The organism is Olsenella profusa F0195 (genome assembly GCF_000468755.1).
GTDB classification, from domain to species: domain Bacteria; phylum Actinomycetota; class Coriobacteriia; order Coriobacteriales; family Atopobiaceae; genus Olsenella_F; species Olsenella_F profusa.
On record NZ_AWEZ01000064.1, the window covers coordinates 38,281 to 62,406 of the forward strand.

The following is a 24,126-nucleotide window of genomic DNA, read 5'->3' on the forward strand; positions in this document are numbered from 1 at the left end:
CTACACCTCCTGATACGTTGCCTCTTGTGCCCTCAGGTCCTCAAGCCCCTCCTTGTCGAGGAGCACCTCACGTGGCTTGGAGCCATCGGGTGGCCCGACGACGCCCTTGCTCTCGAGCATGTCCATGATACGACCCGCGCGAGCATAACCCACCTTGAGCCTGCGCTGAAGTCCCGAAGTCGACCCCAACTGAGACTCCACTACGATCTGCGCGGCCTCCCACACGAGAGGGTCGTCCGTCTCCTCGAAGTCGCCGCCAGGGGCGTCGCCTGCGCCCGGCTGACCAGGGACCACCTGGGTGAGGATCTCCTCATGGTAGTCCGGCTCCGCCTGACCGCGGATGAAGTCCACCACGCTGTTGATCTCACTGTCGGAGGTGTAGCAACCCAGTACGCGCTTGGGCGAGAGTCCGCGGTCCTTGAAGAGCATGTCACCGTTGCCCAGGAGTCGCTCGGCTCCGGTCTCGTCCAGGATGACGCGCGAGTCGATGCCCGAGGACACCTTGAGGGCCACCCTGCTGTCGATGTTGGACTTGATGAGGCCCGTGACCACGTTGGCCGAGGGGCGTTGCGTGGCGATGACCAGATGGATGCCGGCGGCGCGTGCCAGCTGCGCGATGCGCACGATAGAGGCCTCCACGTCCTTGCCCGCAACCATCATGAGGTCGGAGAGCTCGTCGATGATGACCACGAGGAAGGGCATGGGCTCGGGTGGGTTGTCCATCTCGGCGAGCTTGCCCGAGACGCACATCCTGTTGTAGCTCTTGATCTCGCGTGCGCCCACCTTGGCGAACACCTTGAGCCGGCGTTCCATCTCTGAGACCGCCCACGCTAGGGCGCTCGCCGCCTGGCGTGGCTCGGTGACCACAGGCACATACAGGTGGGGCAGGCCGTTATAGGCCGAGAACTCCACGCGCTTGGGGTCTATCATGATGAGGCGCACCTGCTTGGGCGTGGTGCGCATGAGCAGAGACATGATCATGGAGTTGATCATGACCGACTTGCCCGATCCGGTCGTACCGGCCACGAGCATGTGCGGCATCTTGGAGATGTCCGCGATGACGGGCTTGCCCGCAGAGTCACGGCCGATGGCCACCTCAAGGGGACCTCCCTTGGCATAGGGCAGAACGTCGCCTAGGTGCACGTTCTGGCGCGTCCTGTTGGGGATCTCGATGCCCACGTAGGAGGTTCCGGGGATGGGTGCGAAGATGCGCACCTTCTCGGCGGCCAGGGTGAGCGCGATGTCATCCTCGAGGTTGCGGATCTTGTTGACCCGCTCCCCCTCCCCCATCTCGATGCGAAAGGTGGTCACGAGTGGCCCCGAGACGTAGTCCACCACACGGCTCCTGAGGCCAAACTCCTCGAGCGTGCCCTGCAGGCGCATCCTGGTGGTGTCAAGCTCCTCGCGCGAGCTGGCACTTGCCGCGCTGTTGGGGTTGGACGAGAGCATGGAGAAGGACGGGAGCCCATAGCCGTCCGTCTCGTCGCCGGGGCGGGGCACAGTCTGCGCCCGCGCGACCTTCGTCTCGCAGGCTGCGGACATGCCTGTGCTGGGACCTGTCGTGCGCTTGGTGCCACGACGACGCCTCGTCTTGCCGACCACTGCGTCCTGCAGGAAGTCGGGCACGTTGGCATGGGGCTCCGCCTCGGTCGCAGGGGCCTGGGCCGTCTCGGACGCTGCCGGCTCCGCGACGTCCACGTCAAGGTCGGGATGACGCCTGCGCTTCAGCAGGTGCGTGGGCGCGGCCTGCTCGTCCATACCATCCGCCGTGGCAGCCGCGTCGCGATTGCGCCTCAGCACGGTCGTCGTGCGGTTGCCTAGGAAGGACGTCTTCTGAGCCGTGGCCCCATCCCCCTCAAAGGGTACCTCAGCGGCATCGACACCAGCGGGCTCGGATGCCGTCATCGAGCGTAACCCCTCCCGTCGCGCCCGGGTGTCCTCGTGGGCGTCGCGCACGGTGCGCAGGGCATCACGCAGGTGCGTGACCATATCGGAGACGGAGAAGCCACATACCACGATGCCGGCGACGACCACGCCCACCAGGATGACGTTGCCCACGATGCGGCCGACGGAGACCAGCAGGCCCCATGCGATGGCACCGCCCACATACCCGCCGCGCGCGACGACGGTCTCCGGCACCAGCACCGCATCCGGATGGGCATCGGCAAGGGACATGTTGATGGAAAGGATGCCCAGGATGGCAAGGACTATAAGCACGAGCCCAAGGGCGATCCTGCCCGAGATGGGGCCGTCATCATCCACGAAGAACGTCGCCGCAACGACGATGAGGGCGATGGGACAGAGGATGGCCCCCACGCCAAAGCAGAGTTCGAGGAACTGACCCATGGCCCGTGTGACCACCGCGCTCGAGGGGGCGACGACGGACACGATCATGGCTATGGAGGCGACTATGAGCCCCACGCCAACGAGGTCGCCCACCACCGTCCCCCTGATGGGAGTGGGCTCCGGCGAAGCCTGCCTCCTTGGCTTTCCCTGTTGTGCTGCGTTTGTTCTGCGTTGTGCGGCCATGCGTCGCTAGACCTCCATGACGACCGGTATGACCATGGGACGGGTGTGGGTCTTGCTCCACAGGAAGTTGGTGAGGGAATTGCGCACGTTCTTGCGCAGGGTGTCTGTGTTTGCGCCGCCCTTCTGGGAGCTCTGGGAGACGGTGCGCCTCACGAGATCCTGGGCATCCTCGGCAAGCCCGTCCGAGGAAAACGAGACGCCCCTCATGGCAAGCTCCACATCGACGACCTTGCCACCGCGACTGGAGACCGTGGCAACGCAGGTGACGATGCCGTCGCTCGCTAGCTTCTGACGGTCGCGGAAGACCACGGGGTCGCCGTCGGTGACGGAGAGGCCGTCCACGTACACGACGCCGGACTCCACCGGATCGCCCCACTTGACCGTGCCGCCACGCATCTCGAGCGCATCGCCATTGTCCGCGATGAAGATGCGGCCGCGCGGGATGCCCATCTGCTCGCCCAGCGTGGCGTGGGCACGCAGGTGCACGGCCTCGCCGTGCACCGGCATGAAGTAGTGTGGGCGCGTCATAGCCAGCATGAGCTTGAGCTCCTCCTGGCTGCCATGACCTGAGACATGCACCAGCGTGCTCGACTTGTCGAACACCGTACAGCCAATCTTGGAAAGGGCGTTGATGATGTTCTGGACGCTCTTCTCATTGCCGGGAACGGGCGTGGCGGAGATGATGACCGTGTCAGAGGACGTGATGGTGAGCGAGCGATGGTCGCCGGTGGCCATGCGCGCAAGGGCGCTCATGGGCTCACCCTGGCTGCCCGTGCAGAGCACCACGATCTTGTTGTCGGGAATGTCCTGCACGTCGAAGGCGTCGATGATGTCATCCTGGGAGATCTTGAGATAGCCCAGGTCGCGTGCGACCTTGGTGTTGTTGACCATGGAGCGGCCCGTGACGACCACCTTGCGACCCACCGCGCAGGCGGCATCGCACACCTGCTGGAGTCGGTGGATGTGACTCGAGAACGAGGCCACGAACACGCGCCCCGTGGCGTTCTTGATGATGTGCCTGAGCGATGGGCCCACGGCGGCCTCGGAGGGCGTGAAGCCCGGACGCGTGGCGTTGGTGGAGTCAGAGAGCAGAAGGTCGATGCCCATGGTGGAGAAGCGCGAGATGGCCTGATAGTTGGGCGTCACGCCATCGATGGGCGTCTGGTCGAGCTTGAAGTCGCCCGTATGCATGACGGACCCTGCGGGCGTGCGCATGTAGATGCCAAGCGCCGCCGGGATGGAGTGCGTCATCGAGAAGAAGTCGATGCTGAAGGAGCCCAGATTGAGATGGGTGCCGTTCTGCACCTCACGGAACCTGGGCGCATTGATCCTGAACTCGGAGAGCTTGTTCTCGATGAAGCCCAGCGTGAGCTTGCTGGAGTAGACGGGCACCTTGCGCGTGAGGTCCGCGAGCAGGTACGGAAGGGCGCCGATGTGGTCCTCGTGACCGTGGGTGATGAGGATGCCCCTCAGCTTCTGCTCGTTCTCGAGGACGTAGGTGTAGTCAGGCAGGACGAGGTCGATGCCCGGTTGGTCATCATCGGGGAACATGAGTCCCGCGTCGATGAGGATCATGTCGTTCCCGTACTCGAAGGCCGTCATGTTCTTGCCGATGCCGTCGAGTCCGCCCAGAGGAATGATCCTCAGGGGAGTGTTGCCTTTTGCCATGTGAGCCGTGGTTCCTTTCTGAGTGCGATAAAGCCGCCATGCTATCCACTTGTTCGGCCCTCAAGGGTGCCGATGCCGTTTCTGGTTCCCTTAATCCAGTCCATTGTAGCCTTGGTGCCGCTGGTCACAAAGCTCTGCCATGGTCTTATGCAATGTCTCCAAGAGGGGCCTCGCACACGGCGAGGCCCCTCGCCCGTCTCATGCCAGCGTGAGAGGCTACCCCAGGAGCGCCCGCGCCACATCGTAGCCCGTGCGCGTCGCCTCCTGAATCCTCCCCACACCCGTGGCATCCCCCGCCTCGGCGATGGCGATGCCGCTCTCGCGCAACCATGACGGGACGGGCATCGGCTCCGTGCCCAGCGAGAGCACCAGGTGGTCGAAGGTGGCCGTCAGAGTCGTCCCGTCCGCCCTCTCGAACGCCGCGGACCCGTCCGAGACGGACGTCAGCCGGGTGTCCGTGAACATCCTGGCGTCCGTCTGGCCCAGCCGCCCCATGATGTCGATCCTGTTCTGGAAGAAGAGGTCCGGGCCGATCTCGTCGAGCATCTCGTAGAGCTCCACGTGATTGCCCTGGGCAGCGAGCATCTCGGCGCATTCGATGCCCGTCATGCCGGACCCCACCACGCAGACGCGCTCGCCCGAGATGGCGGGGTCTGCCATGATGGCCTCCGGTGGCGTGAGGACGCGGGGGTCATCGAGCCCCTCGATGGACGCGGGCCTGATGGGCTCGGAGCCTGCCGCCCACACGACGGCCCGGGGCGCCAGCTCTGCGAGTGCGGCCTCGTCGAACGCCGTGCTGGTGCGAACCTCCACGTCCCACCTGGCAAGCTGGGACTGGTAGTACCGGACGAGCCAGCCGAGGCGCCACTTCTTGGGCGGGTGCTCGGCCAGCACGAGCTGGCCCCCGACCTGGGAGTCCCTCTCGAAGACGACCGGCCTGTAGCCCCGTTGCGCCAGCACGATCGCCGCGACGAGCCCTGCGGGGCCGGAGCCCACCACCGCCACGGGACTGCCGTCCCCATCCCGCTCGATGGGGGCAAGGTCGCACTCGCGCCCGGCCTCGGGGTTCACGGAGCAGACCATGGGCGTGTAGGGGTCCTCGTGCGCGGCCATGAGGCTCTCGATGCAGCGCATGCAGCTGATGCAGGGGCGGATCTCGTCCGCCCTGCCAGCGCGCACCTTGTTCGACCAGTCGGGGTCCGCAAAGAACTGGCGGGCGGATCCCACCAGGGCCACGCCCCCCTCGATGAGGTCCATGGCCGTCTCGGGATGGCGCACCACCGAACAGGCGATGACGGGGATGCCGACCGCGGCCGCGATGGTCCTGCCGCTGACGGACTTCCAGCCCTCGTCAAAGCCGACGGGCTCCCACGCCCAATTCATGGTCTCGTAGTTGCCCGCGGAGATGTCGAGGGCATCGGCACCCCAGACCTCGAACAGCCTGCAGTACTCCACGGCGAGTGGCAGGGTGATGCCGTCGTCGATGCCCACCATGCGCAGGTACTCGTCAGCCGTGAGGCGTACCAGTATGGGGAAGTCGGGACTCGTCCGCTCGCGGATGCCCCGGATGATGCGCCGCACGATCTCCGCACGGCCTTCGGGAGAGCCCCCGAACTCGTCATCGCGGTGGTTCGTGTAGGGGCGAGAGGAACTGGCAGAGCAGGTAGCCATGGGCGCAGTGCAGCTCCACGGCATCGAAGCCGGCCTTCTGGGCGCGGACGCCTGCGGCGATGAAGGCATCGATGACCTCGAGCACCTCGTCGTGCGTGAGGGCGCGTGTGAGCGCATGCGTGAGCTTCGACTCCTGGCCCGAGGGGCTCACCAGGATACCGTCGGGAGCGAGGGCAGGCGTGCCCTGGCAGCCGGGATGGTAGATCTCCAGGCCAAACTTGGCGCCCGTTCCGTGAACCACATCCACCATGGCCTTGAAGCTGGGGATCTTGTCATCCGCGTCCAAAAGGAGGTTGCGGGCGTCACCACGCCCCGCCCCATCCATCACGGAGCAGATCTCCGTGAGCACGAGGCCGCAGCCACCTTGGCCACGGCGGGCATAGAAGGCCGCCTCGCGCGCGCTGGCGTTGCCGTCCAGCTCCGCATAGTAGTTGCCCATGGGCTCGAAGACCACGCGGTTGGGCACCACCATCCCGTTGATGGTCACCGGCTCGAACAGCCTATCGAACATGCCATCCCCTCTCCATGCACTCTATTTTCCCCTGCGCCCAAGATAGGCTCTCGAGGGGTAGGGGGACAACGGGAAAGCGGCGGATGGACGTACGTCCCGGGCGGCGGACACGCCGTTTGTGAGCAGCTGCTTTCGGCTTGTGACAGCAGAGGCGGCGAGCGGTAGGATGGTCTCATCCGAACCCCGATGCCCTGCGCAAGGAGGCCACCCATGAGGCTGGACAAGGCACGGACCGCTCTCCTCGTCATAGACGTCCTGGTCACCAAGGGCGAGGACACGCTCTATACCCAAGACCCCGCCGAGCAGGGGCTCGTGGGGGCATCCGTGAGGGTCGTGGACGCCGCGCGCGCGATGGGGTTGCCCGTCATCTTCTGCTGCGATCAGCACATCCCCGGACTCGACCGTGAGCTTGACCTGTGGGGAGACCATGGCATCAAGGGCCTGGCCATCCCCAACCCGGCACTGCGGGCGGGGTCGGGCGAGAGGGACTTCATCATCCCCAAGCGCCGCTACTCGGGGTTCTTCCAGACGGACCTCGACCTCACCCTGCGCGAGCTGGGCGTGGACACGCTCATAGCCGTTGGCGAGGACACCAACATCTGTGTGCTGCACACCCTGGCGGATGCCTACTTCCTGGGCTATGGGACCATCGTGGTGGAGGATGCCACGCGCACCTTCCTGTGCGGCACGCAGGAGGCGGGCATCGAGCACTGCCGGCGGTGCTTTGGATCCACCATCACGACGACCGAGGAGCTGGTGACAGCGCTCGCACAGGCGTGAGCGGACGGTAATGTCCCGGATGTATGGCGTCCACTAGACGAGGAGCGATCATGGCCTTTGATCCCTATGTGGTGTTCATCCAAGCAATGGCCTATGTGAAGGAGCTTTTGGGGCTGGCACTGATGATGCTGGGGTGCATCGCGCTGGTGAAGTACCTACGCACGCCTCATACGTAAGAGATCTTCTGCGGCAACATACGGTATGTGGTGCACACACAGGACCACCCACATGGTGGGCGGCCCTGCTTTTCACCTCTGGTATTTGCACTGAGGCAGAACTGGCTGCGACACCGAGGCCTATCCCTCGTGGTGACGACGGGGCTGGCGGCCGGAGCCGTTGCCCGTGCCCCTGTCGCCCGGATGACGATGCCCACGCGCGTGGCGCGTACCGTTGTGCTCGTGGGACGCGCCGGGACCGGCGGGAGCCTCGGGCTTGTCGAGACGATCCAGGCTCACCTTGCCCTTCTCGTCCACCTCGATGACCTTGACCTTGACCTCGTCACCGATGTTGAGGACGTTCTCGACCTTCTCCACGCGACCCTTGGCGACGCGGGAGATGTGCAGCAGGCCGTCCTTGCCCGGCAGTAGCTCGACGAAGGCACCGAAGGGCTGGATGTTGACCACGCGACCAGTGTACTCCTCGCCCATCTCGGGCACCTTGACGATGGCCTTGATGCGCTCGGCGGCCTCCGTACCCGCGCCACCGGTGCCGGCGATGAAGACGGTGCCGTCCTCCTGGATGTCGATCGTGGCGCCCGTGTCGTCCTGGATGCCACGGATGACCTTGCCGCCGGAGCCGATGACGTCGCGGATCTTGTCCGTGGGGATGGAGAGGCTGATGATGGAGGGCGCCGTCTCCTTGGTGGACGTGCGCGGCGCGGGAATCTCGTCGAGCATGGCGTCGAGGATGAGCATGCGGCCCTCGTGCGCCTGTTGGAGTGCCTGCCTCAGGATCTCGGGCGTGAGGCCGGTGGCCTTGTTGTCCATCTGCATGGCCGTGATGCCCTTGGTGGTGCCGCACACCTTGAAGTCCATGTCACCCAGGAAGTCCTCGAGGCCCTGGATGTCGGTGAGGACCACCGTCTTGCCCTCCTCTTGGATGAGGCCCATGGCCACACCGGAGACGGGGCGCCTGAGCGGCACGCCCGCGTCCATGAGGGCGAGCGTCGAGCCGCAGGTGGATGCCATCGAGGAGGAGCCGTTGGACTCCATGACCTCGGAGACCACGCGGATGGTGTAGGGAAACTCGTCCTCGGAGGGGATCACGGGCAGCAGTGCCCGTTCGGCCAGGTTGCCGTGACCGATCTCGCGGCGCTTGGGGCTGCCCATGCGACCCGTCTCGCCGGTGCAGAACGGCGGGAAGTTGTAGTGGTGGATGTAGCGCTTGCCGTCGACCGGCTCGATGGTGTCAAGACGCTGCCACTCGTTGAGCATGCCGAGGGTGGCCACGGAGAGCACCTGGGTCTGACCACGCTGGAAGAGGCCGGAGCCATGCACGAGCGGCAGGTAGTTGGGCTTCACCATGAGCGGGCGCACCTCGGTGGCGGAGCGTCCGTCCACGCGCTCGCCGGTCTCCACGACCATCGTGCGCATGGCGTGCTTCTCGAGGCTCTTGAGCTCCACGGGGATGGCGCGGCCCCACTCGACCTGCTCCTCCTCGGAGAACTCGGCCCGGATGGCCTCCTTCAGGTCCTCGACCCTGCCCATGCGGGAGAGCTTGTCTGCGTTCTTGAGGGCGGCGCTCATCTCCTCGAAGTGCGCCCATACGCGCTCATGCACCTCGGGCACGGGCTGGTCAAGCTCGTAGTGCCGCTGGACGATGGGGCCGCCCACCTCCTCTACCTTGGCAAAGAACCTCTTCTCCTCCTTGCAGAAGGCCGCGATGGCCTCCTGGCCAAAGGCCATGGCGGCCAGCATGTCCTCCTCGGAGATCTCCTGGGCGCCCGCCTCGAGCATGGAGATGAAGGTGGCTGAGCCCGCGAGCTCGAGGTCGAGGTCGGACGCATCGCGCTCCTCATAGGTGGGGTTCACGACGAACTCGCCGGTCTCGACGTTGCGACCGATGCGCACGCCGGCCAGCGGACCCTCGAAGGGCACGCCACCCACCGTGAGCGCCGCGGAGGCGCCCATGATGGAGATGGTGTCGACGGAGTTCACCTGATCGGCCACGAGTGGCATGGCCACGATCTGGACCTCGTTGCGAAAGCCCTCCGGGAAGGACGGGCGGATGGGGCGATCGATCATGCGGGCCGTGAGGGTGGCCTTCTCGGAGGGACGGGCCTCGCGCTTGAGGTAGCCGCCGGGGATGCGGCCCACGGCGTACATCTTCTCGATGAAGTCAACGGTGAGCGGGAAGAAGTCGTAGTTCTTGCGCTCCTTGGAGACCACCACGGTCACGTTGACCGTAGAGTCGCCGCAGGACACCAGGCACTCTCCGGTAGCCTGCTTTGCGAGCTCGCCTGTGGTGAGGGCATAGTGCTTGCCATAGAGGTCGAACTCGTGCGTAACCTTTGCCATTTCTTTTCCTCTGCTATCTCCGCCTGCCCCATTGCAGGCGGGCCGTCATGAAAGAGGAGCGCCCGCAGGCGCCCCTCACATAGCCATATGTGATGCTACTGGATGTTGTCGCGGATGCCCAGGCTCTTGATGAGCGAACGATAGGCCTCGACGTCCTGCCTCTTGATGTAGGAGAGCAGGCGACGGCGCTGGCCGACGAGCATGAGCAGGCCGCGGCGGGTGTGGTAGTCCTTCTTGTGGGACTTCATGTGCTCGGTGAGGCCCTTGATGCGCTCGGAAAGCAGGGCGACCTGGACGGCGGCGGAACCGGAGTCCCTCTCGTCCTTGCCGTACTGCTTGATGAGCTCGGCCTTGCGCTCCTTGGTGACTGCCATGGTGGATCCTCTCTTTCGTATGATTCGCCTCGGACTGGGACGGCCGCCTGGCATGGGCGGGCCACCAAGTGGGAGGTACAGACTTGGATAGAGTACCATGCCTGTCATGCGAAGTCACACGGGATGGGCGGCATGCATGCAAACCCGCAGCTTGCACACATTGCGTGCCAGGCGACGTCCGTGTTACGAGCTGCGCACGGCGCCCCATGAGGCGGTATCGTAGGCATGGAGTACCCCAAAGACGTCCATCTGAAGGGATGATATCCATGCGCTGTCCTACCTGCGGAACCGAACAACCCGACGAATCGGCCGTGTGCACGACGTGTGGGACACGGCTGGGCCAGCAAGTGTCCCAGGATGCGTCGGGAACCTCGTCGTCGCCTGTCGCACCTCCAGCCGGGCAGCCCTCGGTCCGGCCGCCTGCCATGCCACAGATGCCCGGTGTGCCTGTGCCGCCGACGTATACGACGCCTGCAGAGCCGCTCCCCCCGCAGCAGACGCCTCATGGTCACATGTTTTCTGCCGTCGTGACAGGCGTCGTCGTGGCAGCCGCCTGCGCCGCCATCGTGGTCGCCCTCTCGCTCAGCGGCGCCATCACGCTCAGGCCCGAGCAGGAGATCCGCGCCGATGAGGATGCCGTGATCGCCTCGCAGCAACCCACGCTCCTCACGGGAACCACGCTCACGGAAGACCAGCTCGACTACCCCGTGGCAAGCTACACATATAATGGCGTGGTGCACGTGATCAGTGCCCGAGAGGTCATCATGTATGGCTCCTCCCTTGAGGCGGCAAAGAACGATGACGGCACCTACACCATGCCCACAGCCGACACGGTGCTCAGCATAGTGCGCACCAACGCTCTCCTGGAGGAGGCCAAAAACCAAGGCATCACGGTTTCCGATGAGGAGGTGAGTGCCTACGCGCGTCAGTATAGCGGCACTGATGACTTTGATGACATCGCCCAGCGCTATGGCATAGAGGTCGATGAAGCCAAGGAGCAGGTCACTCATGCTGCGACGCTATTAAAGCTCAAGGACAAGGTGACCAACGGTCCGATAGGTGATGTGCCGACAGCGCCCGACCAGCCGAGTGATGGCAACCCGGATATGACGTCGGTAGACTATGCCCGCTACATCATCGACCTTGCCGGGGACGAATGGGATGCCGAGGCAGGCACGTGGAGGGATCCCGACAGTCCCTACGCACTGGCACTGGCCGGTTATGAGGTGACCAACGACTCGGCGTCCTACGCCGCGGCACAGGCTGCGTACGCGGTCGCCGTCCAGAAGTATCAGCAGGCAACACAAGCGGCGAGCAAGACTTGGACGGACTATGTGAACAGCGTGTTTGGAGCTGCAGACGTCCACATCGGTACCCTCGTGTCGTAGGCCCAGCTCTTCTCGCTGTTTCCCCTCTTTGAAAATGTCTTGGCATAGGTAGAAAGGTGGATAATCAGGGGACCCGACGCCCCGTCCGCTGCCGACAGGAAGGACTCCCCGATGCCACACAGGCCCAAGCTCCTCGCGCTCGACATGGATGGAACGCTGCTCACGAGCACGAAGCAGATAGCGGCCCAGACGTCCGAGGCCCTGGCGGCCCTCTGTGCCACGGGCGTCACCATCGCGCTCTCCACCGGTCGCGGGCCGGCGGAGCTCAACGACTTCGCGGGGCGGCTCCCCTGGGCTTCGCTTGGCTCGCTCTGTAGTGGCGGTCTCGTATATGACCTGCGCGCCGGCAGGCCCCTCGCGAGCACGCCCATCCCCGATGCAGAGGCCTTGGCCTGCATCGGGGCCGGCGGGCGCGAGGGTGCCATGGTGCACCTGAGCACCACCACCCGCTCCGTCACGCAGACGGGCTTCATCGAGCACTGCGAGGACTATGCCGTGGGCGTCTACAAGCCCATGTTCCGCCGGCAGTGGGATTGCTCGGACGACCTTACGGCCTACGTCGCCGACCATCCCAACGCCGTCATCAAGATAGACATCTACCACCCCAGCCCCGCGGCCCGCGAGAGAACGCTCGCCCAGCTCTCGGCGGACACGTCCCTTGCGCTCAAGCGTGCGGAGACCACCTCGGTGGAGTGCACCGCCCGCGGCGTCGACAAGGCCCTCGGCCTCATGCGTCTGTGCGGGCTGTTGGGCATCGACCGTGCCGACGTGGTGGCCATCGGCGATGATGACAACGACCTCGACGCACTCGAGGTGGCGGGGACGGCCGTTGCCATGGGCAACGCGAACGAGCGCGTGCAGGCCGTCTGTGACCTGGTCGTTGCGGACAACGACCACAACGGCATCGTCGAGGCCATCGAGTGGCTCTTCTAGGCCATCCGTCCGAGTCGTTCGCATTCTTTGGGAGGGGCCTGCGCATTCCTCTCAACATAACCACAGGTAGCTGTGTTATTGACTCTACAGTTTATCGCGGATGGCGGCCCAACAGTGCATACGACTCCATCAGCCGGGAGGAGAGATTGCATACGACTCAGGAAGGGGCAGCCTAGACGCTGAGCAGGAACTCGAAGGCGCGCAGGCGCGCGTCGAGATGCGTGGCGGCCCACCGGTGCGCGAGCGAGACCAGCTCCGTCGAGGTCTCGAGGTCGATCCCCGATGCCAGGAGCGCGTCGAAGGTGAGCCCGATGAGGGAGCAGAGCCAGTCGCGTCGCGCCGGGCCCATCTCCTCGGCACCCGGCACGTCCTTGGCGCAGCTCGCGCACAGCACGCCGCCCGCGCGCACGGAGAAGTACGAGACATCCGCATCCCCACAGGCCACGCACGAGTCGAGCGCGGGGCGCCACCCTGCATGGGCCAGCACCTTGAAGGCGTAGGTCGCGACGACCAGGTCGAGATGCTCCTGGTCCGCGGCCTGCTCGACGGCCGCCAGTGCGCGTGAGCAGATGGGATACAAAAAGCCGTCCTTGCTGTCCTGAAAGCACGTGAGGCGGGCGACCTCGGCGATGGCGCTTGCGGCGCTCAAGCGCGCGAAGTCTCCGCGTATACGCTGGTGTGCATCGACGAGCGACGCCTCGGAGACGATGTCCAGCGCCCCCCTGCCCTTGGCCAGCAGGAAGTCCGTCTCCGAGAAGAGCTCCACACGCGAGGCGAGGCGTCCACCCGGCTTGCGGGCACCCTTGGCAACGGCGCGCACCTCGGCTCCCGACGCCGCGAGCAGCGTGAGGATGAGGTCCTGCTCCGCGAGCTTCGTGCGGTCGAGTACGATGGCGCTCGTACGGTATGTACGCCGACCCGCCATAGCTTGGCCTACTCCTCCACCGTGAGGCCCATGTGACGGATCTCGTTCTGGTCGCGTCGCCACTGCGGACGCACGTGCACCGTCAGGTCGAGGAAGACCCTGGCTCCCAGCAGTCGCTCGACATCCACGCGCGCCGCACTGCCGATGCGCTTGATCACGGTGCCCTTCCTGCCGATGACCATGGCCTTCTGCCCCTCGCGCTCAACCACGATGGTGCAGGTGACAGAGGCGTGCCCGTCGTGGGCCCACGCGATGTCATTGCAGAGCACGCCCACGGAGTGGGGCACCTCCTGTCTCATGTTGAGAAGGACCTTCTCGCGCACGAACTCGGCCACGAGCTCCTCGTCGGTCATGTCCACGTCCATGTCCTCGGGGAACCATCGCGGTCCCACGGGCAGATGCGCTGACACGAGGCTCACGAACGAGCGGACGTTGAAGCCCTCCTTGGCCGAGAGCACGAGCGCGTCATCGAAGGGGGTCAACCCTCGACCTGCCTCGAGCTGAGCCTGAGCCTTTTCGGGTTCGACCAGGTCAGCCTTGGTGATGACGAGCAGTTTGTAGGGAGCCTTGGACTCCTGCACGTGGCGGGCCACCCACTCGTCTCCCCTGCCCACCGGTTTGGTGGCATCGATCAGGAGGCTCGCTATGTCCACCTCCGCGAGCTCGGCGATCGCTGCCCTGTTGAGCTCCTTGCCCAGGGTGTCCTTGGGCTTGTGCAGCCCCGGCGTGTCCACGATCACGAGCTGGGAGTCCGGTGTGTTCACGACGGCCCTCATGCGGCGGCGCGTGGTCTGAGCCACGGGGCCCGTGATGGCGATCTTGCCGCCGTAGCAGGCATTGAGCAGCGTGGACTTGCCCACGTTGGGCCGCCCCACCAATGCGACGAAACCGCTGTGGAACTCTTGAGTCTTGGGGGCGCTTGTGTCCGTGTCCATGGGCATCCTTACCTTGGGAAACTGGGGAGGGGTCAGCGGAAGAACAGCGCGTTCACGTACACGCAGATGCCCGCAAGGGCCACGAGCAGTGTGGTCACCCAGGTCGCTGCCGCCGCGACGTCCTTTGCGCGGCCCGCGAGCGGATGGAACTCGGGGCTCACGAGGTCCACCACGGTCTCGATGGCGGTGTTCAGAAGCTCGCTGGCCAGCACGACGGCTATGCAGATGAGGATGATGGCCCAGCTCACGAGGTCGAGCTGGCACACGAAGCCCATCGCGATGGCAAGCGCCCCACCGGCCAGCATCACCTTGAAGTTGCGCTCCTGCAGCGCTGCGCTCCTGAAGCCCTGAAAGGCGAAGAGAAAGCTCCTGCGGAACGAGGGGTGGTGCGGGTTCTTGCCGGGGATCATCGATCCTCACCCTCCCGATGCCGCGTGAGCGTCACGGGGTCGATGGGCGCGTCCGTGGCGATCCTGACCACTAGCGCATCCTCGCGAGCCTCCATGATCGCGGCCTCCGCATCGTCGAGATGGTCATACCCCAGAAGATGCAGCAGGCCATGTACGAGCAGCAGGCGGAACTCATCCGCATACGTGGTGCCGAACTCCCGCGCCTGACGCTCGATGTAGGCGGGTGCCAACACGACGTCTCCCAGTTCGCAGGGCTCACCGGGGGCGAGGTCGGGATCATCGGGTCGCTCGCACCCGAGCGAGAGCACGTCGGTCGGCCTGTCCTGGCCGCGCCACGCGCGGTTGAGGGCGCGCATGCGCCCGTCCGTGACCACGCTCACCGAGACGGAACAGGGCCGAGTGACCTCCTCCTCGGCGAACACGAGGGCGACATCCGCCTCCAGCTCGCGAAGGTCGATGGGGGCCGACACCCCCTCGTCACACGAGACGTCGACCTCACTCGTCATGGAAGGCACCTCCCGTCCCCTGTGATGCGATCCCCGCCTGGTCATAGGCATCCACGATGCGCGCCACCAGGCTGTGACGCACGATGTCACCCACATCGAGGTCTACGAACTCGATGCCCTCCAGACCGTTCAGCACGCTCCGGGCGCTCTCGAGGCCACCCCTGCCCAGGAGGTCGCGCTGGGATCGGTCACCCGTCACCACGAACGTGGACGAGAACCCCAGGCGCGTGAGGAACATCTTCATCTGCTCGGGCGTGGTGTTCTGCGCCTCGTCCAGGATCACGAAGGCGTCGTTCAGCGTGCGTCCGCGCATGAAGGCGAGAGGCGCGATCTCGATGGTCCCCTGCTCGATGAGGGCATTGCCGCGCTCGACGTCGGTGAGGTCGAAGAGGGCGTCGTAGAGGGGACGCACGTATGGGTCGAGCTTCTCCTGCAGCGTGCCCGGCAGGTATCCAAGCGACTCCCCCGCCTCCACGACGGGGCGCGTGAGCACGATACGACTCACCTCGTGGCGCTTGAGCGCCGCCACCGCCATGGCCATGGCGAGGTAGGTCTTGCCGGTGCCTGCGGGCCCCATGCCGAACGTGATGGTGTTGGCGGCGATGGAGTCCACGTAGCGCTGCTGCCCTGCCGTCTTGGGGCGCACCGCACGGCCGCGATATGTGAGCAGAATGCTCGAGGCGCTCTCGCTCGCCTCCTGGGCACCACACCCCACCTGACCGATGATGAGGTCAACATCCTCGGCCGTGGGCACGTCTCCCCGCTCGACGAGATGGATGAGACGCGAGAACACGCTCGTGACCTGCTCGACCTCGGCGGAGGCGCCCATCACGAGAATCTGGTCCCCTCGTACGGTGATGATGGCATCGAAGGCGCCCTCGATGCGCCTGAGCAGCGCGTCGCTCGGCCCCATGAGCATCAGGGGGTCAACGGAATCCGGTATGGTGAGTCTCACATGGGTAGGCTGCATAGATTCCGTGTGGTCCCTTCTCGCACGAGCGTCTGTGCCCCTCATGATAGCCTGCCGAGCAGGCTCGCGTCATCCAAGACGGAGCGGACGCACGCCCGCACGAGGGATCCCACGGGTACCGAGGGATCAAGGTGCAGGTCAAAGAGGCCGCCCGTCACACCGCGGCCCGCGCGCTCCACAAGGACCAGCTGCTCGGATCCCACCATGCGCTCGGCCTCCGACCGGCGCATGCGACGGGCCAGCTCCCGCATGCGACGGCTCCGTCGTGCCATCTCCCGGGGGTCGACCTGCCTGGGCGCCGTGGCGGCGGGTGTGCCGGGACGCCTGGAGTAGCGGAACACGTGCATGCGCGAGAAGGCCATCTCCTCGCAGAAGGCCAGGCTCTCCTCGAACTCGCCCTCGGTCTCGCCAGGAAAGCCCACGATGAGGTCCGTCCCCAGCGAGAGCTTGGGCAGCCGATCGCGTGCGTATGCCACGACCTGGCGATACGCCGCCGTATCGTAGGCCCGGCACATGCGCCTGAGCGTGGCATCCGATCCCGACTGCAGGCACACGTGCAGGAAGGGGGCCACGCGCCCGCCGTGACGTGCCATGGCGTCCACCAGCCGCTCCGTCACGTCGGGCGGCTCGATGGAGCCGATGCGCACGCGCCCCACGTCCGAACGCGCCATGACGAGGTCGAGAAGCCCCGCAAGGTCGAGCCCACCGTCCCGATAGCGGCCGATGTTGATGCCCGTGAGCACGACCTCCCGCGCCCCTCGCCCGCAGGTCTCGTCCAGACGGCTCAGCACCTCGACCGCCGGGAGCGAACGGCCTCTGCCCCGTGCCTTCCATACGATGCAGTAGCTACAGCGGTTGTCACAACCGTCCTGGATCTTGATCGCGGGTCTCGTGCGCCCCGTGGGCGTCACGCCCTCGCAGGCAGACGGTACGCCACCCCCTTGGCCCACCAGCGAGATGACGCGCCCTGCCACCAACGACTTGTCCGCCTCGACGGTCACGTTGGGGGCAAGGCCCGAGAGCTCCGACGCAAAGAGGCTGGCAACGCAGCCTGTGACGATGACCTCGGGCGCCTGTGCGAGCGTCGCCATGCGACGCACCGTCTTGCGCGTCTTTGCCTCGGCCTCACCCGTCACGGCACAGCTGTTGACCACGATGGCGTCCGCGGCCGCGGGTGCGGTGGGGACAAGCCCAGCGGCCTCGAGCCGCGCCGCGATGTCGTCGAGCTCCACGCGGTTGACGCGACAGCCTAGGTTGACGAAGGCGACGGAACCGCCGCTCACGAACGCTTCCTCCCGCGGCGCCACGCCCGGTTGCCACGCCGCTCGCCCGCCCGGGCGTCAGGACCCGACGCCCCACCCGCACTCCTGCCCCTGCGGACGTCCACCATCCGCGCGATGGCGTCGCGCTCCTCGTGCGTAAGGTCCTGGGGCGTGCTCACCTGCACGATGCAGAACAGGTTGCCACGGGCATTGGAACCCAGACGGGGCATCCCGCGCCCCTCCACGCGAATCTGTTCCCCGTACTGCGTGCCTCCCGGAATGGCGACCCCCACGACCTCGTCCGCCAGAATGCCGCAAACGCTCACGGTGGTTCCCACGACGGCTTCGAGGGAATCGACCGTCACCCTGCAGAAGAGGTCATCGCCCTGACGCTCGAACGTGGCATGCTGCTCGACGTCAATGGAGACCACGAGGTCACCGGACGTGGCACCCCGTACGCCCGCCTCGCCCCTGCCCGTAAGCGAGAGCGATTGTCCCGCATGCACGCCTGCGGGCACCTTGACCTCCACGGTCTCGCGCGAGGGCGTGCGACCTTGGCCGTCGCAGGTCTCGCAGGGCTTGTCGATCACCTGGCCGGTGCCACCGCAGTCGGGACACACGCTCTGTGACTGCATCTGCCCAAAGATGGTGCGCTGGACCTCGACCACGCGACCGGTGCCGCCGCAGCGCTTGCAGGTGGCCTGGTGGCCGCCCTCGGCAGCGCCCGTGCCACCGCAGTCGTCACAGGGGGCAAGGCGCTCGTAGGAGATGGTCTTGGTGCAGCCCGCCGCCGCCTCCTCGAGGGTGATGTGCAGCGTGATGCCCATGTTGCGGCCCTGCGTGCGCCCGTTGCGCTGCCCCGAGGAGCCACCCCGGCCCCCAAAGAATGAGTCAAAGATGTCATTGATGCCAAAGCCGCCACCAAAGATGTCTGACATGTCCACATAGTCGGCCCCAAAGCCGCCGGGGCCCTCGGCGGTGCCATATCGATCGTAGTTGGCACGCTTGCGCTCGTCGGACAGGACGGCATATGCCTCGTTGACCTGCTTGAACTTCTCCTCGGCATGAGGGTCGTCACTCACGTCGGGATGCAGCTGGCGCGCCTTTCTCAAGAAGGCGCGCTTTATCGTCTTGGCGTCAGCCGAACGGTCGACGCCCAAGATGTCGTAGTAGTCAGTCTCAGATGCTGCCAATCTCACCAATCTCCCAAGCAAACGTCAACGTACATCCACTGCCACGCGCCACCATGGCTCACCTTATCTGCCGGTGTAACCGGAATAGCCCATGGAGACGCACCCCTGCATCCACTCAAACAGCAGCGCAAAGAAGATCGCGTTGGTTGCACCTCCGGCCATGGCACGCGAGCCCTGCTGCCACCATCTCTTAGGGTGCCTGACCCCCTCGCGGAAGGCAAACCAGCTTCCCAAGAGCAGCAGCACCACGATGATGCCAGCCATGGACGCAAGGTCATTGAAGATGAGGCCCAGTAGGATGAAGGGCAGTGCGAACCCCAGCGTGGAGAAGCCAAACTGCTGTCGGGGTGTCACGCGCTCCCCCGCCACGCTCACGCGGCACACGAAGTCGCCCGCCTCGCTGCCGTTGGTGCCCGCATTGCCCATGCCCGACACGCGCACCTCGTCGCCATCGTGCGCGTGGGCGGGAATCGTGACCACCACCTCGCTCGCAGAGAGCACGCGACCGCTGCCCCCGCAGGTCGGGCAGGGATCGATGACCACCTTGCCCGTGCCCTCGCACTCGGGGCATTCCATCTCGAACATGCCGATGCCGAAGAGTCCCGTGAGGTCCACGGACATGTGGCCCGTGCCTCCGCAGGTGGGGCAGGTCTCGGCATGCTCGCGGTGCACGGAGCCCTGACCCGCACAGGCATCGCAGCTCACATAGCGCTGGTAGGTGACGCCACGCGTACAGCCCTCCCGTGCCGCCTCCTGGTCGAGCTCCACCTCGTAGATGACATCGGCACCGGCCTTGGGGTTGTAGGAGCGTGAGCGGACCGTCCGACCTGCCCGGCCTCCAAAGCCATCGAAGGGGAAGCCCCAGCCAAAGGGCGATCCCCACACATCGCCCCCATAGGTTCGTGGGTCCTGAGGTGGCGCACCGGCCCCATAGCCAAAGGAAGCACCGGAACGCATGGCATCATAGCGGCGGCGCTTGTCGTCATCGGACAGGACGGCGTAGGCTTCGGAGACCTCCTTGAAGCGCTCCTCGGCATCCGGTGCCTTGTTGACGTCCGGATGGAGCTTGCGTGCCTTCTGCTGGAAGGCGCGGCGGATGTCATCCTTGGATGCACTCTTGTCAACGCCAAGGATCGCGTAGTAGTCCTTCTCGTTCATGGACGCCATAGAGGGGTCTCCCAAAGCTGTAAAGGCTGGACAACCTCTTGATTATCCCCCATCACGGGAGGTTGATTCACATGGCGCAAAGCAAACAGAAGGAGGAAAGTGGACGTGGGGATGGTCTACTCCTTCCAAGAGGCAATTTCGAGTTCTGTCTCCTCCCCCTTCTTCTCCTTTGTCACTCCCAGCTCCATATTGATGGCGTACAGGATGGCGTCAGCCATGAGTAGTTCACCTAAGTGGCTCTCAAGGCCATGCTGTATCTTCGTTAGAATGCCATCGCTTGACCCAGAGTCTATCGCGCAGTGTGCTGCCTTGCCAATCGTAGACTCGAGGTCGCCGGTCATTGCAATCACCTTGAGCTTGTGTCGTTTCGCAAACTTGACGATTTGCAAGGTTATCGTTGATGATCCCGACTTCGAAATGGCAACGAGCACGTCGCCAGGGCCCGAATTGGCGACGTAGTTCATGGTGTTTTCGGGGACTGCCGAAGAGAACGACCGAATCCCAAAGCGATTGAGCCGAAAGGATACGTCCTGCGCAATGGCGGCAGTGTTTCCGGCACCGGTAACGACAACTATGTCCGCCTTGCAAAGCATCTTGGCGGCCTTTGCAATGGCTTCTTTGTTGCCTTCGTTCTCCAGGGTCTTAAGGCGGGCAATATCCGTGTTGATGACGTGACCGATGGGATCCTCATCGATGTTGTCCGTCTCGGTGGTACCTCTATAGCCGATGTCGCGGGACATGGCAAGACGCATCTGGTAATATCCCTTAAAACCCGCGTGCTGGCACATCCTTACAATCGTTGCATCGCTGACCCCACTTGCCTTTGCAAGGGTGGATGTACTCATCTCAAGCACTGACTCGGGATTGGCCATGACATACTTGGCAACTTTACGCTCTGCGTCATGCAGCTTTGGGTAGGAGCCACGAAGAGTATCGATAACGCTGGTTTGCTTGTTCATGTGAACATACCCCTCGCTGTCGCCAACTATCGTTAACAGTAGCTGATATCTCTCGTGACATGCTCCGTTATTCCTGGGTGTGTCTCCCAACGTGCCCTTACGGCACGTTGGGAGACAGTGCGCCTTTGTGGTTAAAACGTAACATAATGCTTGTAGTCGGCATAGACGAGGTGGCGAGCTGGTTCGTCCTCCTCAACGCCGGGGATACGGTCTCCTACGTCAATGAAGTTGTTATCGGTGAAGTCATCGTTACACTTGGAGACCTCAAAGGCCATGACATCACCCTCTCCAGGAATCGCCTGCCAGGTGTGATACTGATGGGGACGCAACGTGATGCTCTCACCGGGGCTGAGCACGATACTACCGCCTGCCGGTACCGTCACGTTCCGTCCGTCCACATCTATGGTGACATCCTCATTTGAAAAGCCATCGTCATCCGCTGCCTGATAGAGCGTGAGTGACAGACGACCACCCCCTCGGTTGATAATGTCTTCCATTTTGTTCCAATGGTAATGATACGGGAGAATCTGGGAGTCCATGACATAGAGAAGCTTCTCGCAGTAGGGCTTTTGGTAGACCTCAGGCTTATGAACATTGCCATTCCTGAAGACAAAGGAGGTCAATCCCGTCTTCTTGAAGTCTCCACCAAAGTCGGTAACATCCCATCCGAGCATGTTGTCGACTATCTCCCGATGATCCTCGCCAATCCCCTTCCACTCATCCGGCGTCAGGTATGCAAAGGGCGGAAGCGGCAGCCTGAACTCATCCCTACACGCCCTCATCACGTATTCGATGGCCGTATTGATCTCAGAGCGCCTCATGTGATCTCTCCTCTACTTGTACAGTGTCGCTAATGAACTGACGCACCTCGTCAGGATCGTCATAGATACGCAGCCTCACACCAAAGTGTCTGCGCTCCTGCGGCCCAATCGTCTTCATACGCCCTGCCGTACGTTCCGCGCTTCTTCCGCTCACAAAGGCATTCCCCGGTTCGATCCCCGCCACGTAGTTACCCTCTCCGAGAAACTTCCATTGCGTCAGACAGTCCAGTTCGTTGCGGAGGAACCGAATGCCAACCGCAAGGCCTATACCCTCGTTCGCAATGCCTGCCGTGCAGATGCCCCTTTGGTCAGCGAGCTGATGATAGTAGACGATGTCCTTGTAATGAGGCGTGGGGGCGAGGTAACACCAGTAGGGCTCTAGGCATGCGGCCGCATCACGGTCACGTGGTTCCACTGAACAGGAACGCCCGACAAATCGTGCGCCAGCATCCAATAGTGGATGCCCGAAGTTGAAATGGTAGAGAATCATGAGCTCAGACTCTTCGAACCCCTCGTTCTCCACCGTGTCGTCCACCTTAATCTCGTTACGCCCCACATCAATGAAAATCTTTCGATGTAGCACGAGGTTGCATCTCAGCGCCTTGGACTCTCTGACGTCACCAGAAACGAATATGCATTCCCGACCGTCATGTTCGGTCATCCCGTAAGAGACTGCCGTCGCGGGGATGTTTGAAATCCTGCCATGCAGGGGAAGGATCTCCCCACCATCCCGCTCGGGGCTACCGGTCGACGTAAGCCCACCGGTGACGAGCAGGCCGCCACCGTAACTCCTGAGCCAGCCATCCTCGTATGCCTCGTAGTAGTCAGGGGCAACTTCCTGGTTGTATGATTGGTAAGAGATGGGCACGCCATGTAGGGCAAGCCTACCCAAATCCATCCCGCGGCTGGAGTTGACCTCCAGTATGAGACCTGCCCCATTGTTCACCTGCAGAATATGACTCCCCTGGGAGCGGCCCTCTTCGAGAACGAAGCGCCGCACGCCACAGAGCTGCGACGGATCACCGAAATATCGGCGGACGTCAGCACCCACATATGTCCGCCCCCTGACCGTCGCCCTCATGACAGCATCATCTTCCGCTCATGGAAAAAGTCCCGCAGTGAGGGGTATAGATGCCGATAGGATTCGTAGGCTTCCTCATAGCGTGGAATCGCACTCTCATCCGGCGTAATCCTGTGACCTTCCTGGGGCAGTGAGGCACAGGCCTCGCTGACGCTTTCGTATGCCCCTGCAGCAACAAGTCCCAAGATGCAGGAGCCTAAGCCCGGTCCCCTTTCGCCGTCCAAGACGAAGACCTCGCGTCCCAAGACACTTGCGACGATGCGTACCCAGAGGGCATTACGAGAGCCGCCACCACAGAGGGATACCTCCGAGACGTCCATCTCCGTCGACAGCGTGCGCTCGAAACTATCCCTCAGCGCAAACGCAACGCCCTCCATCACCGCCTGCGTCATCTGGTCGGCATGCGTGTCAAGGCTCATGCCCAGGAAGGCACCTCGGGCCTCGGCATCGTTGATGGGCGAACGTTCTCCCATCAGATAGGGCAGGAACATGACAGGGTTGTCTCCTAGGCGTACCCTCTCTAGGTTCTTGGAAACGCTATTACCTAGGACGTCATTCCACCAGGTATAGGCAGATGCTGCGCTCAGAATGCATCCCATGAGGTAATAGCCACCCGTGGCATCGGCAAATGAGTGCAGGGCCGCATGTGGCTCACAGCGAAACCTCTTGGAGGGGGTGATGACTGTTCCGCTCGTTCCGATGGAAAGGAGGCACTGGCCCTCGTGCACGACACCACATCCCACGGCGGCGACGGCGTTGTCTCCCCCACCGGCCACCACAAGCGTTTCAGGACGCAACCCGAGCACCGAGGCCACATCGGGACGAAGCGTCCCCACCGCTTCGTAGCTCTCATGGACCTGCGGGAGTGCGCTAACGTCAATGCCGCACCTCTCAAGCATCTCCGGCTGCCAACGTCTGTGCCTCACGTCAAAGAGGAGGGTACCGCTTGCATCCGAGACGTCCGTGCAGAAGGCTCCCGTGAGCTTGTATGCCAGATAGTCCTTGGGAAGCATCAGCTTCGCCATGCGTGCGAAGTTGTTCGCCTCGTTTCTGCGCAACCAAAGGACCTTAGGAGCCGTAAAGCCCGGGAAGGCGATGTTGGCACACCAGGAGAGCAGTCGCTCCCTTCCCACGTGCTCGTTGAGGTAGATGCACTCCTGTGTGCTGCGTCCGTCGTTCCAGAGAATCGCAGGACGAACCACCGTGTCATCCTCATCAAGGACAACGAGACCATGCATCTGTCCGCAGAAGCTCATGGCGCGCACGGAGCTTGGGTCAGCCTTGGCCGACGCAAGGCACTCTTTGACCCCCATGAGAGACTCCCTGTACCAATCCTCGGGATTCTGCTCAGACCAACCACTGCGGGGATGTTCGCAGGGGTACGCTCGCGTGGCGGTCGCCAACACCTTCCCCCGTTCGTCAGCAAGAATGACCTTGACGGACGAGGTGCCCAGATCTATACCAAGTACCTGCATGCTCGCACGTTCCTCTCCGGGAGGTGCCCAAGCTGGCACCCCCGATGTTCAA

Annotated in this window: 22 protein-coding genes; 4 read left to right on the forward strand and 18 right to left on the reverse strand. The window is 63.9% G+C overall.

Translation table 11 applies throughout. From position 1 onward, the window contains the following. The 4 genes from HMPREF1316_RS10405 to HMPREF1316_RS13385 all read right to left on the reverse strand — a co-directional run bounded on the left by HMPREF1316_RS10405 (position 1) and on the right by HMPREF1316_RS13385 (position 6,379). A complete protein-coding gene (locus HMPREF1316_RS10405; protein WP_040652278.1) occupies positions 1–2,529 on the reverse strand; it encodes an FtsK/SpoIIIE family DNA translocase in 2,529 nt (842 codons plus the stop codon). Between the two features lie 6 nt (positions 2,530–2,535). Beyond that, positions 2,536–4,197 (reverse strand): ribonuclease J, encoded by a 1,662-nt coding sequence (locus tag HMPREF1316_RS10410; protein WP_021726953.1) that lies wholly within the window; start codon positions 4,195–4,197, stop codon positions 2,536–2,538. A 216-nt stretch (positions 4,198–4,413) separates the two neighbouring features. After that, positions 4,414–5,868: an FAD-dependent oxidoreductase gene (locus HMPREF1316_RS10415; RefSeq protein ID WP_051333000.1), complete on the reverse strand. Its 1,455-nt coding sequence runs from the start codon at positions 5,866–5,868 to the stop codon at positions 4,414–4,416. Next, positions 5,816–6,379 carry an oxidoreductase gene (locus HMPREF1316_RS13385; RefSeq protein ID WP_021727031.1) on the reverse strand — a complete coding sequence of 188 codons (564 nt, stop codon included), beginning with the start codon at positions 6,377–6,379 and terminating at the stop codon, positions 5,816–5,818. The genes HMPREF1316_RS10415 and HMPREF1316_RS13385 overlap by 53 nt, the downstream gene beginning before the upstream one ends. A 210-nt stretch (positions 6,380–6,589) precedes the next feature. Here HMPREF1316_RS13385 and HMPREF1316_RS10420 point away from each other — a divergent pair, with 210 nt between their 5' ends. Further along, entirely contained in the window at positions 6,590–7,159 is a 570-nt protein-coding gene (locus tag HMPREF1316_RS10420; RefSeq protein ID WP_021726961.1) for a cysteine hydrolase family protein, read from the forward strand. A gap of 50 nt (positions 7,160–7,209) precedes the next feature. After that, on the forward strand, positions 7,210–7,335 hold the full coding sequence (locus HMPREF1316_RS14915) for a hypothetical protein (protein ID WP_021726992.1): 126 nt from the start codon (positions 7,210–7,212) through the stop codon (positions 7,333–7,335). Between the two features lie 120 nt (positions 7,336–7,455). Here the strand turns inward: HMPREF1316_RS14915 and HMPREF1316_RS10425 are convergent, their stop codons facing one another. Together HMPREF1316_RS10425 and rpsO are read right to left on the reverse strand one after the other, a co-directional pair. After that, positions 7,456–9,675, reverse strand: coding sequence for a polyribonucleotide nucleotidyltransferase (locus HMPREF1316_RS10425; RefSeq protein ID WP_021727022.1), 2,220 nt, complete (start codon positions 9,673–9,675; stop codon positions 7,456–7,458). A 95-nt stretch (positions 9,676–9,770) separates the two neighbouring features. Further along, positions 9,771–10,049, reverse strand: coding sequence for a 30S ribosomal protein S15 (gene rpsO / locus HMPREF1316_RS10430; protein ID WP_021727015.1), 279 nt, complete (start codon positions 10,047–10,049; stop codon positions 9,771–9,773). Between the two features lie 512 nt (positions 10,050–10,561). Here rpsO and HMPREF1316_RS10435 point away from each other — a divergent pair. After that, positions 10,562–11,437, forward strand: coding sequence for a SurA N-terminal domain-containing protein (locus tag HMPREF1316_RS10435; protein WP_021726958.1), 876 nt, complete (start codon positions 10,562–10,564; stop codon positions 11,435–11,437). A gap of 111 nt (positions 11,438–11,548) precedes the next feature. Next, positions 11,549–12,370: a Cof-type HAD-IIB family hydrolase gene (locus HMPREF1316_RS10440; RefSeq protein ID WP_021727004.1), complete on the forward strand. Its 822-nt coding sequence runs from the start codon at positions 11,549–11,551 to the stop codon at positions 12,368–12,370. 172 nt (positions 12,371–12,542) lie between these two features. On the opposite strand, the gene recO is transcribed toward HMPREF1316_RS10440, so the two are convergent. The 12 genes from recO to xylB all read right to left on the reverse strand — a co-directional run bounded on the left by recO (position 12,543) and on the right by xylB (position 24,074). Further along, positions 12,543–13,295 carry a DNA repair protein RecO gene (gene recO, locus HMPREF1316_RS10445; RefSeq protein ID WP_021726949.1) on the reverse strand — a complete coding sequence of 251 codons (753 nt, stop codon included), beginning with the start codon at positions 13,293–13,295 and terminating at the stop codon, positions 12,543–12,545. An 8-nt stretch (positions 13,296–13,303) separates the two neighbouring features. Further along, complete coding sequence (gene era / locus HMPREF1316_RS10450) at positions 13,304–14,230, reverse strand: GTPase Era (protein ID WP_021726959.1); 927 nt, start codon at positions 14,228–14,230, stop codon at positions 13,304–13,306. Between the two features lie 32 nt (positions 14,231–14,262). Further along, positions 14,263–14,640 (reverse strand): diacylglycerol kinase family protein, encoded by a 378-nt coding sequence (locus HMPREF1316_RS10455; protein ID WP_021726955.1) that lies wholly within the window; start codon positions 14,638–14,640, stop codon positions 14,263–14,265. Next, positions 14,637–15,146 carry an rRNA maturation RNase YbeY gene (ybeY, locus tag HMPREF1316_RS10460; RefSeq protein ID WP_021726976.1) on the reverse strand — a complete coding sequence of 170 codons (510 nt, stop codon included), beginning with the start codon at positions 15,144–15,146 and terminating at the stop codon, positions 14,637–14,639. Before ybeY ends, HMPREF1316_RS10455 begins: the two co-directional genes overlap by 4 nt. Beyond that, entirely contained in the window at positions 15,136–16,116 is a 981-nt protein-coding gene (locus tag HMPREF1316_RS10465; RefSeq protein WP_021727008.1) for a PhoH family protein, read from the reverse strand. Before HMPREF1316_RS10465 ends, ybeY begins: the two co-directional genes overlap by 11 nt. A gap of 41 nt (positions 16,117–16,157) precedes the next feature. Then, entirely contained in the window at positions 16,158–17,399 is a 1,242-nt protein-coding gene (locus tag HMPREF1316_RS10470) for a MiaB/RimO family radical SAM methylthiotransferase (protein WP_021726971.1), read from the reverse strand. Beyond that, entirely contained in the window at positions 17,396–18,571 is a 1,176-nt protein-coding gene (dnaJ, locus tag HMPREF1316_RS10475) for a molecular chaperone DnaJ (RefSeq protein WP_040652281.1), read from the reverse strand. Before dnaJ ends, HMPREF1316_RS10470 begins: the two co-directional genes overlap by 4 nt. 63 nt (positions 18,572–18,634) lie before the next feature. Further along, positions 18,635–19,738, reverse strand: a complete 1,104-nt coding sequence (locus HMPREF1316_RS10480) for a DnaJ domain-containing protein (RefSeq protein ID WP_021727000.1) — start codon at positions 19,736–19,738, stop codon at positions 18,635–18,637. Between the two features lie 116 nt (positions 19,739–19,854). Further along, on the reverse strand, positions 19,855–20,697 hold the full coding sequence (locus tag HMPREF1316_RS10485) for a MurR/RpiR family transcriptional regulator (protein ID WP_021727003.1): 843 nt from the start codon (positions 20,695–20,697) through the stop codon (positions 19,855–19,857). Positions 20,698–20,828: 131 nt separating this feature from the next. Beyond that, on the reverse strand, positions 20,829–21,518 hold the full coding sequence (locus HMPREF1316_RS10490; protein WP_021727030.1) for a D-lyxose/D-mannose family sugar isomerase: 690 nt from the start codon (positions 21,516–21,518) through the stop codon (positions 20,829–20,831). Continuing rightward, a complete protein-coding gene (locus tag HMPREF1316_RS10495) occupies positions 21,505–22,599 on the reverse strand; it encodes an aldose 1-epimerase family protein (RefSeq protein ID WP_051333001.1) in 1,095 nt (364 codons plus the stop codon). Before HMPREF1316_RS10495 ends, HMPREF1316_RS10490 begins: the two co-directional genes overlap by 14 nt. Then, a complete protein-coding gene (xylB, locus tag HMPREF1316_RS10500; protein WP_021726973.1) occupies positions 22,596–24,074 on the reverse strand; it encodes a xylulokinase in 1,479 nt (492 codons plus the stop codon). The genes HMPREF1316_RS10495 and xylB overlap by 4 nt, the downstream gene beginning before the upstream one ends. Between the last annotated feature and the right edge of the window lie 52 nt (positions 24,075–24,126).

Excerpts from the sequence above, each read along its gene's own strand:
- HMPREF1316_RS10495 (WP_051333001.1), bottom strand. The coding sequence starts at position 22,599 with ATGAGGGCGACGGTCAGGGGGCGGACATATGTGGGTGCTGACGTCCGC.
- HMPREF1316_RS14915 (WP_021726992.1), top strand. The coding sequence starts at position 7,210 with ATGGCCTTTGATCCCTATGTGGTGTTCATCCAAGCAATGGCCTATGTG.
- HMPREF1316_RS10405 (WP_040652278.1), bottom strand. The coding sequence starts at position 2,529 with ATGGCCGCACAACGCAGAACAAACGCAGCACAACAGGGAAAGCCAAGG.
- rpsO (WP_021727015.1), bottom strand. The coding sequence starts at position 10,049 with ATGGCAGTCACCAAGGAGCGCAAGGCCGAGCTCATCAAGCAGTACGGC.
- HMPREF1316_RS10435 (WP_021726958.1), top strand. The coding sequence starts at position 10,562 with ATGTTTTCTGCCGTCGTGACAGGCGTCGTCGTGGCAGCCGCCTGCGCC.
- HMPREF1316_RS10440 (WP_021727004.1), top strand. The coding sequence starts at position 11,549 with ATGCCACACAGGCCCAAGCTCCTCGCGCTCGACATGGATGGAACGCTG.
- HMPREF1316_RS10465 (WP_021727008.1), bottom strand. The coding sequence starts at position 16,116 with ATGCAGCCTACCCATGTGAGACTCACCATACCGGATTCCGTTGACCCC.
- xylB (WP_021726973.1), bottom strand. The coding sequence starts at position 24,074 with ATGCAGGTACTTGGTATAGATCTGGGCACCTCGTCCGTCAAGGTCATT.
- HMPREF1316_RS10490 (WP_021727030.1), bottom strand. The coding sequence starts at position 21,518 with ATGAGGCGCTCTGAGATCAATACGGCCATCGAATACGTGATGAGGGCG.
- HMPREF1316_RS10415 (WP_051333000.1), bottom strand. The coding sequence starts at position 5,868 with ATGGCTACCTGCTCTGCCAGTTCCTCTCGCCCCTACACGAACCACCGC.
- era (WP_021726959.1), bottom strand. The coding sequence starts at position 14,230 with ATGGACACGGACACAAGCGCCCCCAAGACTCAAGAGTTCCACAGCGGT.
- HMPREF1316_RS10485 (WP_021727003.1), bottom strand. The coding sequence starts at position 20,697 with ATGAACAAGCAAACCAGCGTTATCGATACTCTTCGTGGCTCCTACCCA.
- ybeY (WP_021726976.1), bottom strand. The coding sequence starts at position 15,146 with ATGACGAGTGAGGTCGACGTCTCGTGTGACGAGGGGGTGTCGGCCCCC.
- recO (WP_021726949.1), bottom strand. The coding sequence starts at position 13,295 with ATGGCGGGTCGGCGTACATACCGTACGAGCGCCATCGTACTCGACCGC.
- HMPREF1316_RS10420 (WP_021726961.1), top strand. The coding sequence starts at position 6,590 with ATGAGGCTGGACAAGGCACGGACCGCTCTCCTCGTCATAGACGTCCTG.
- HMPREF1316_RS10455 (WP_021726955.1), bottom strand. The coding sequence starts at position 14,640 with ATGATCCCCGGCAAGAACCCGCACCACCCCTCGTTCCGCAGGAGCTTT.
- HMPREF1316_RS10425 (WP_021727022.1), bottom strand. The coding sequence starts at position 9,675 with ATGGCAAAGGTTACGCACGAGTTCGACCTCTATGGCAAGCACTATGCC.
- HMPREF1316_RS10410 (WP_021726953.1), bottom strand. The coding sequence starts at position 4,197 with ATGGCAAAAGGCAACACTCCCCTGAGGATCATTCCTCTGGGCGGACTC.
- HMPREF1316_RS13385 (WP_021727031.1), bottom strand. The coding sequence starts at position 6,379 with ATGTTCGATAGGCTGTTCGAGCCGGTGACCATCAACGGGATGGTGGTG.
- HMPREF1316_RS10480 (WP_021727000.1), bottom strand. The coding sequence starts at position 19,738 with ATGGCGTCCATGAACGAGAAGGACTACTACGCGATCCTTGGCGTTGAC.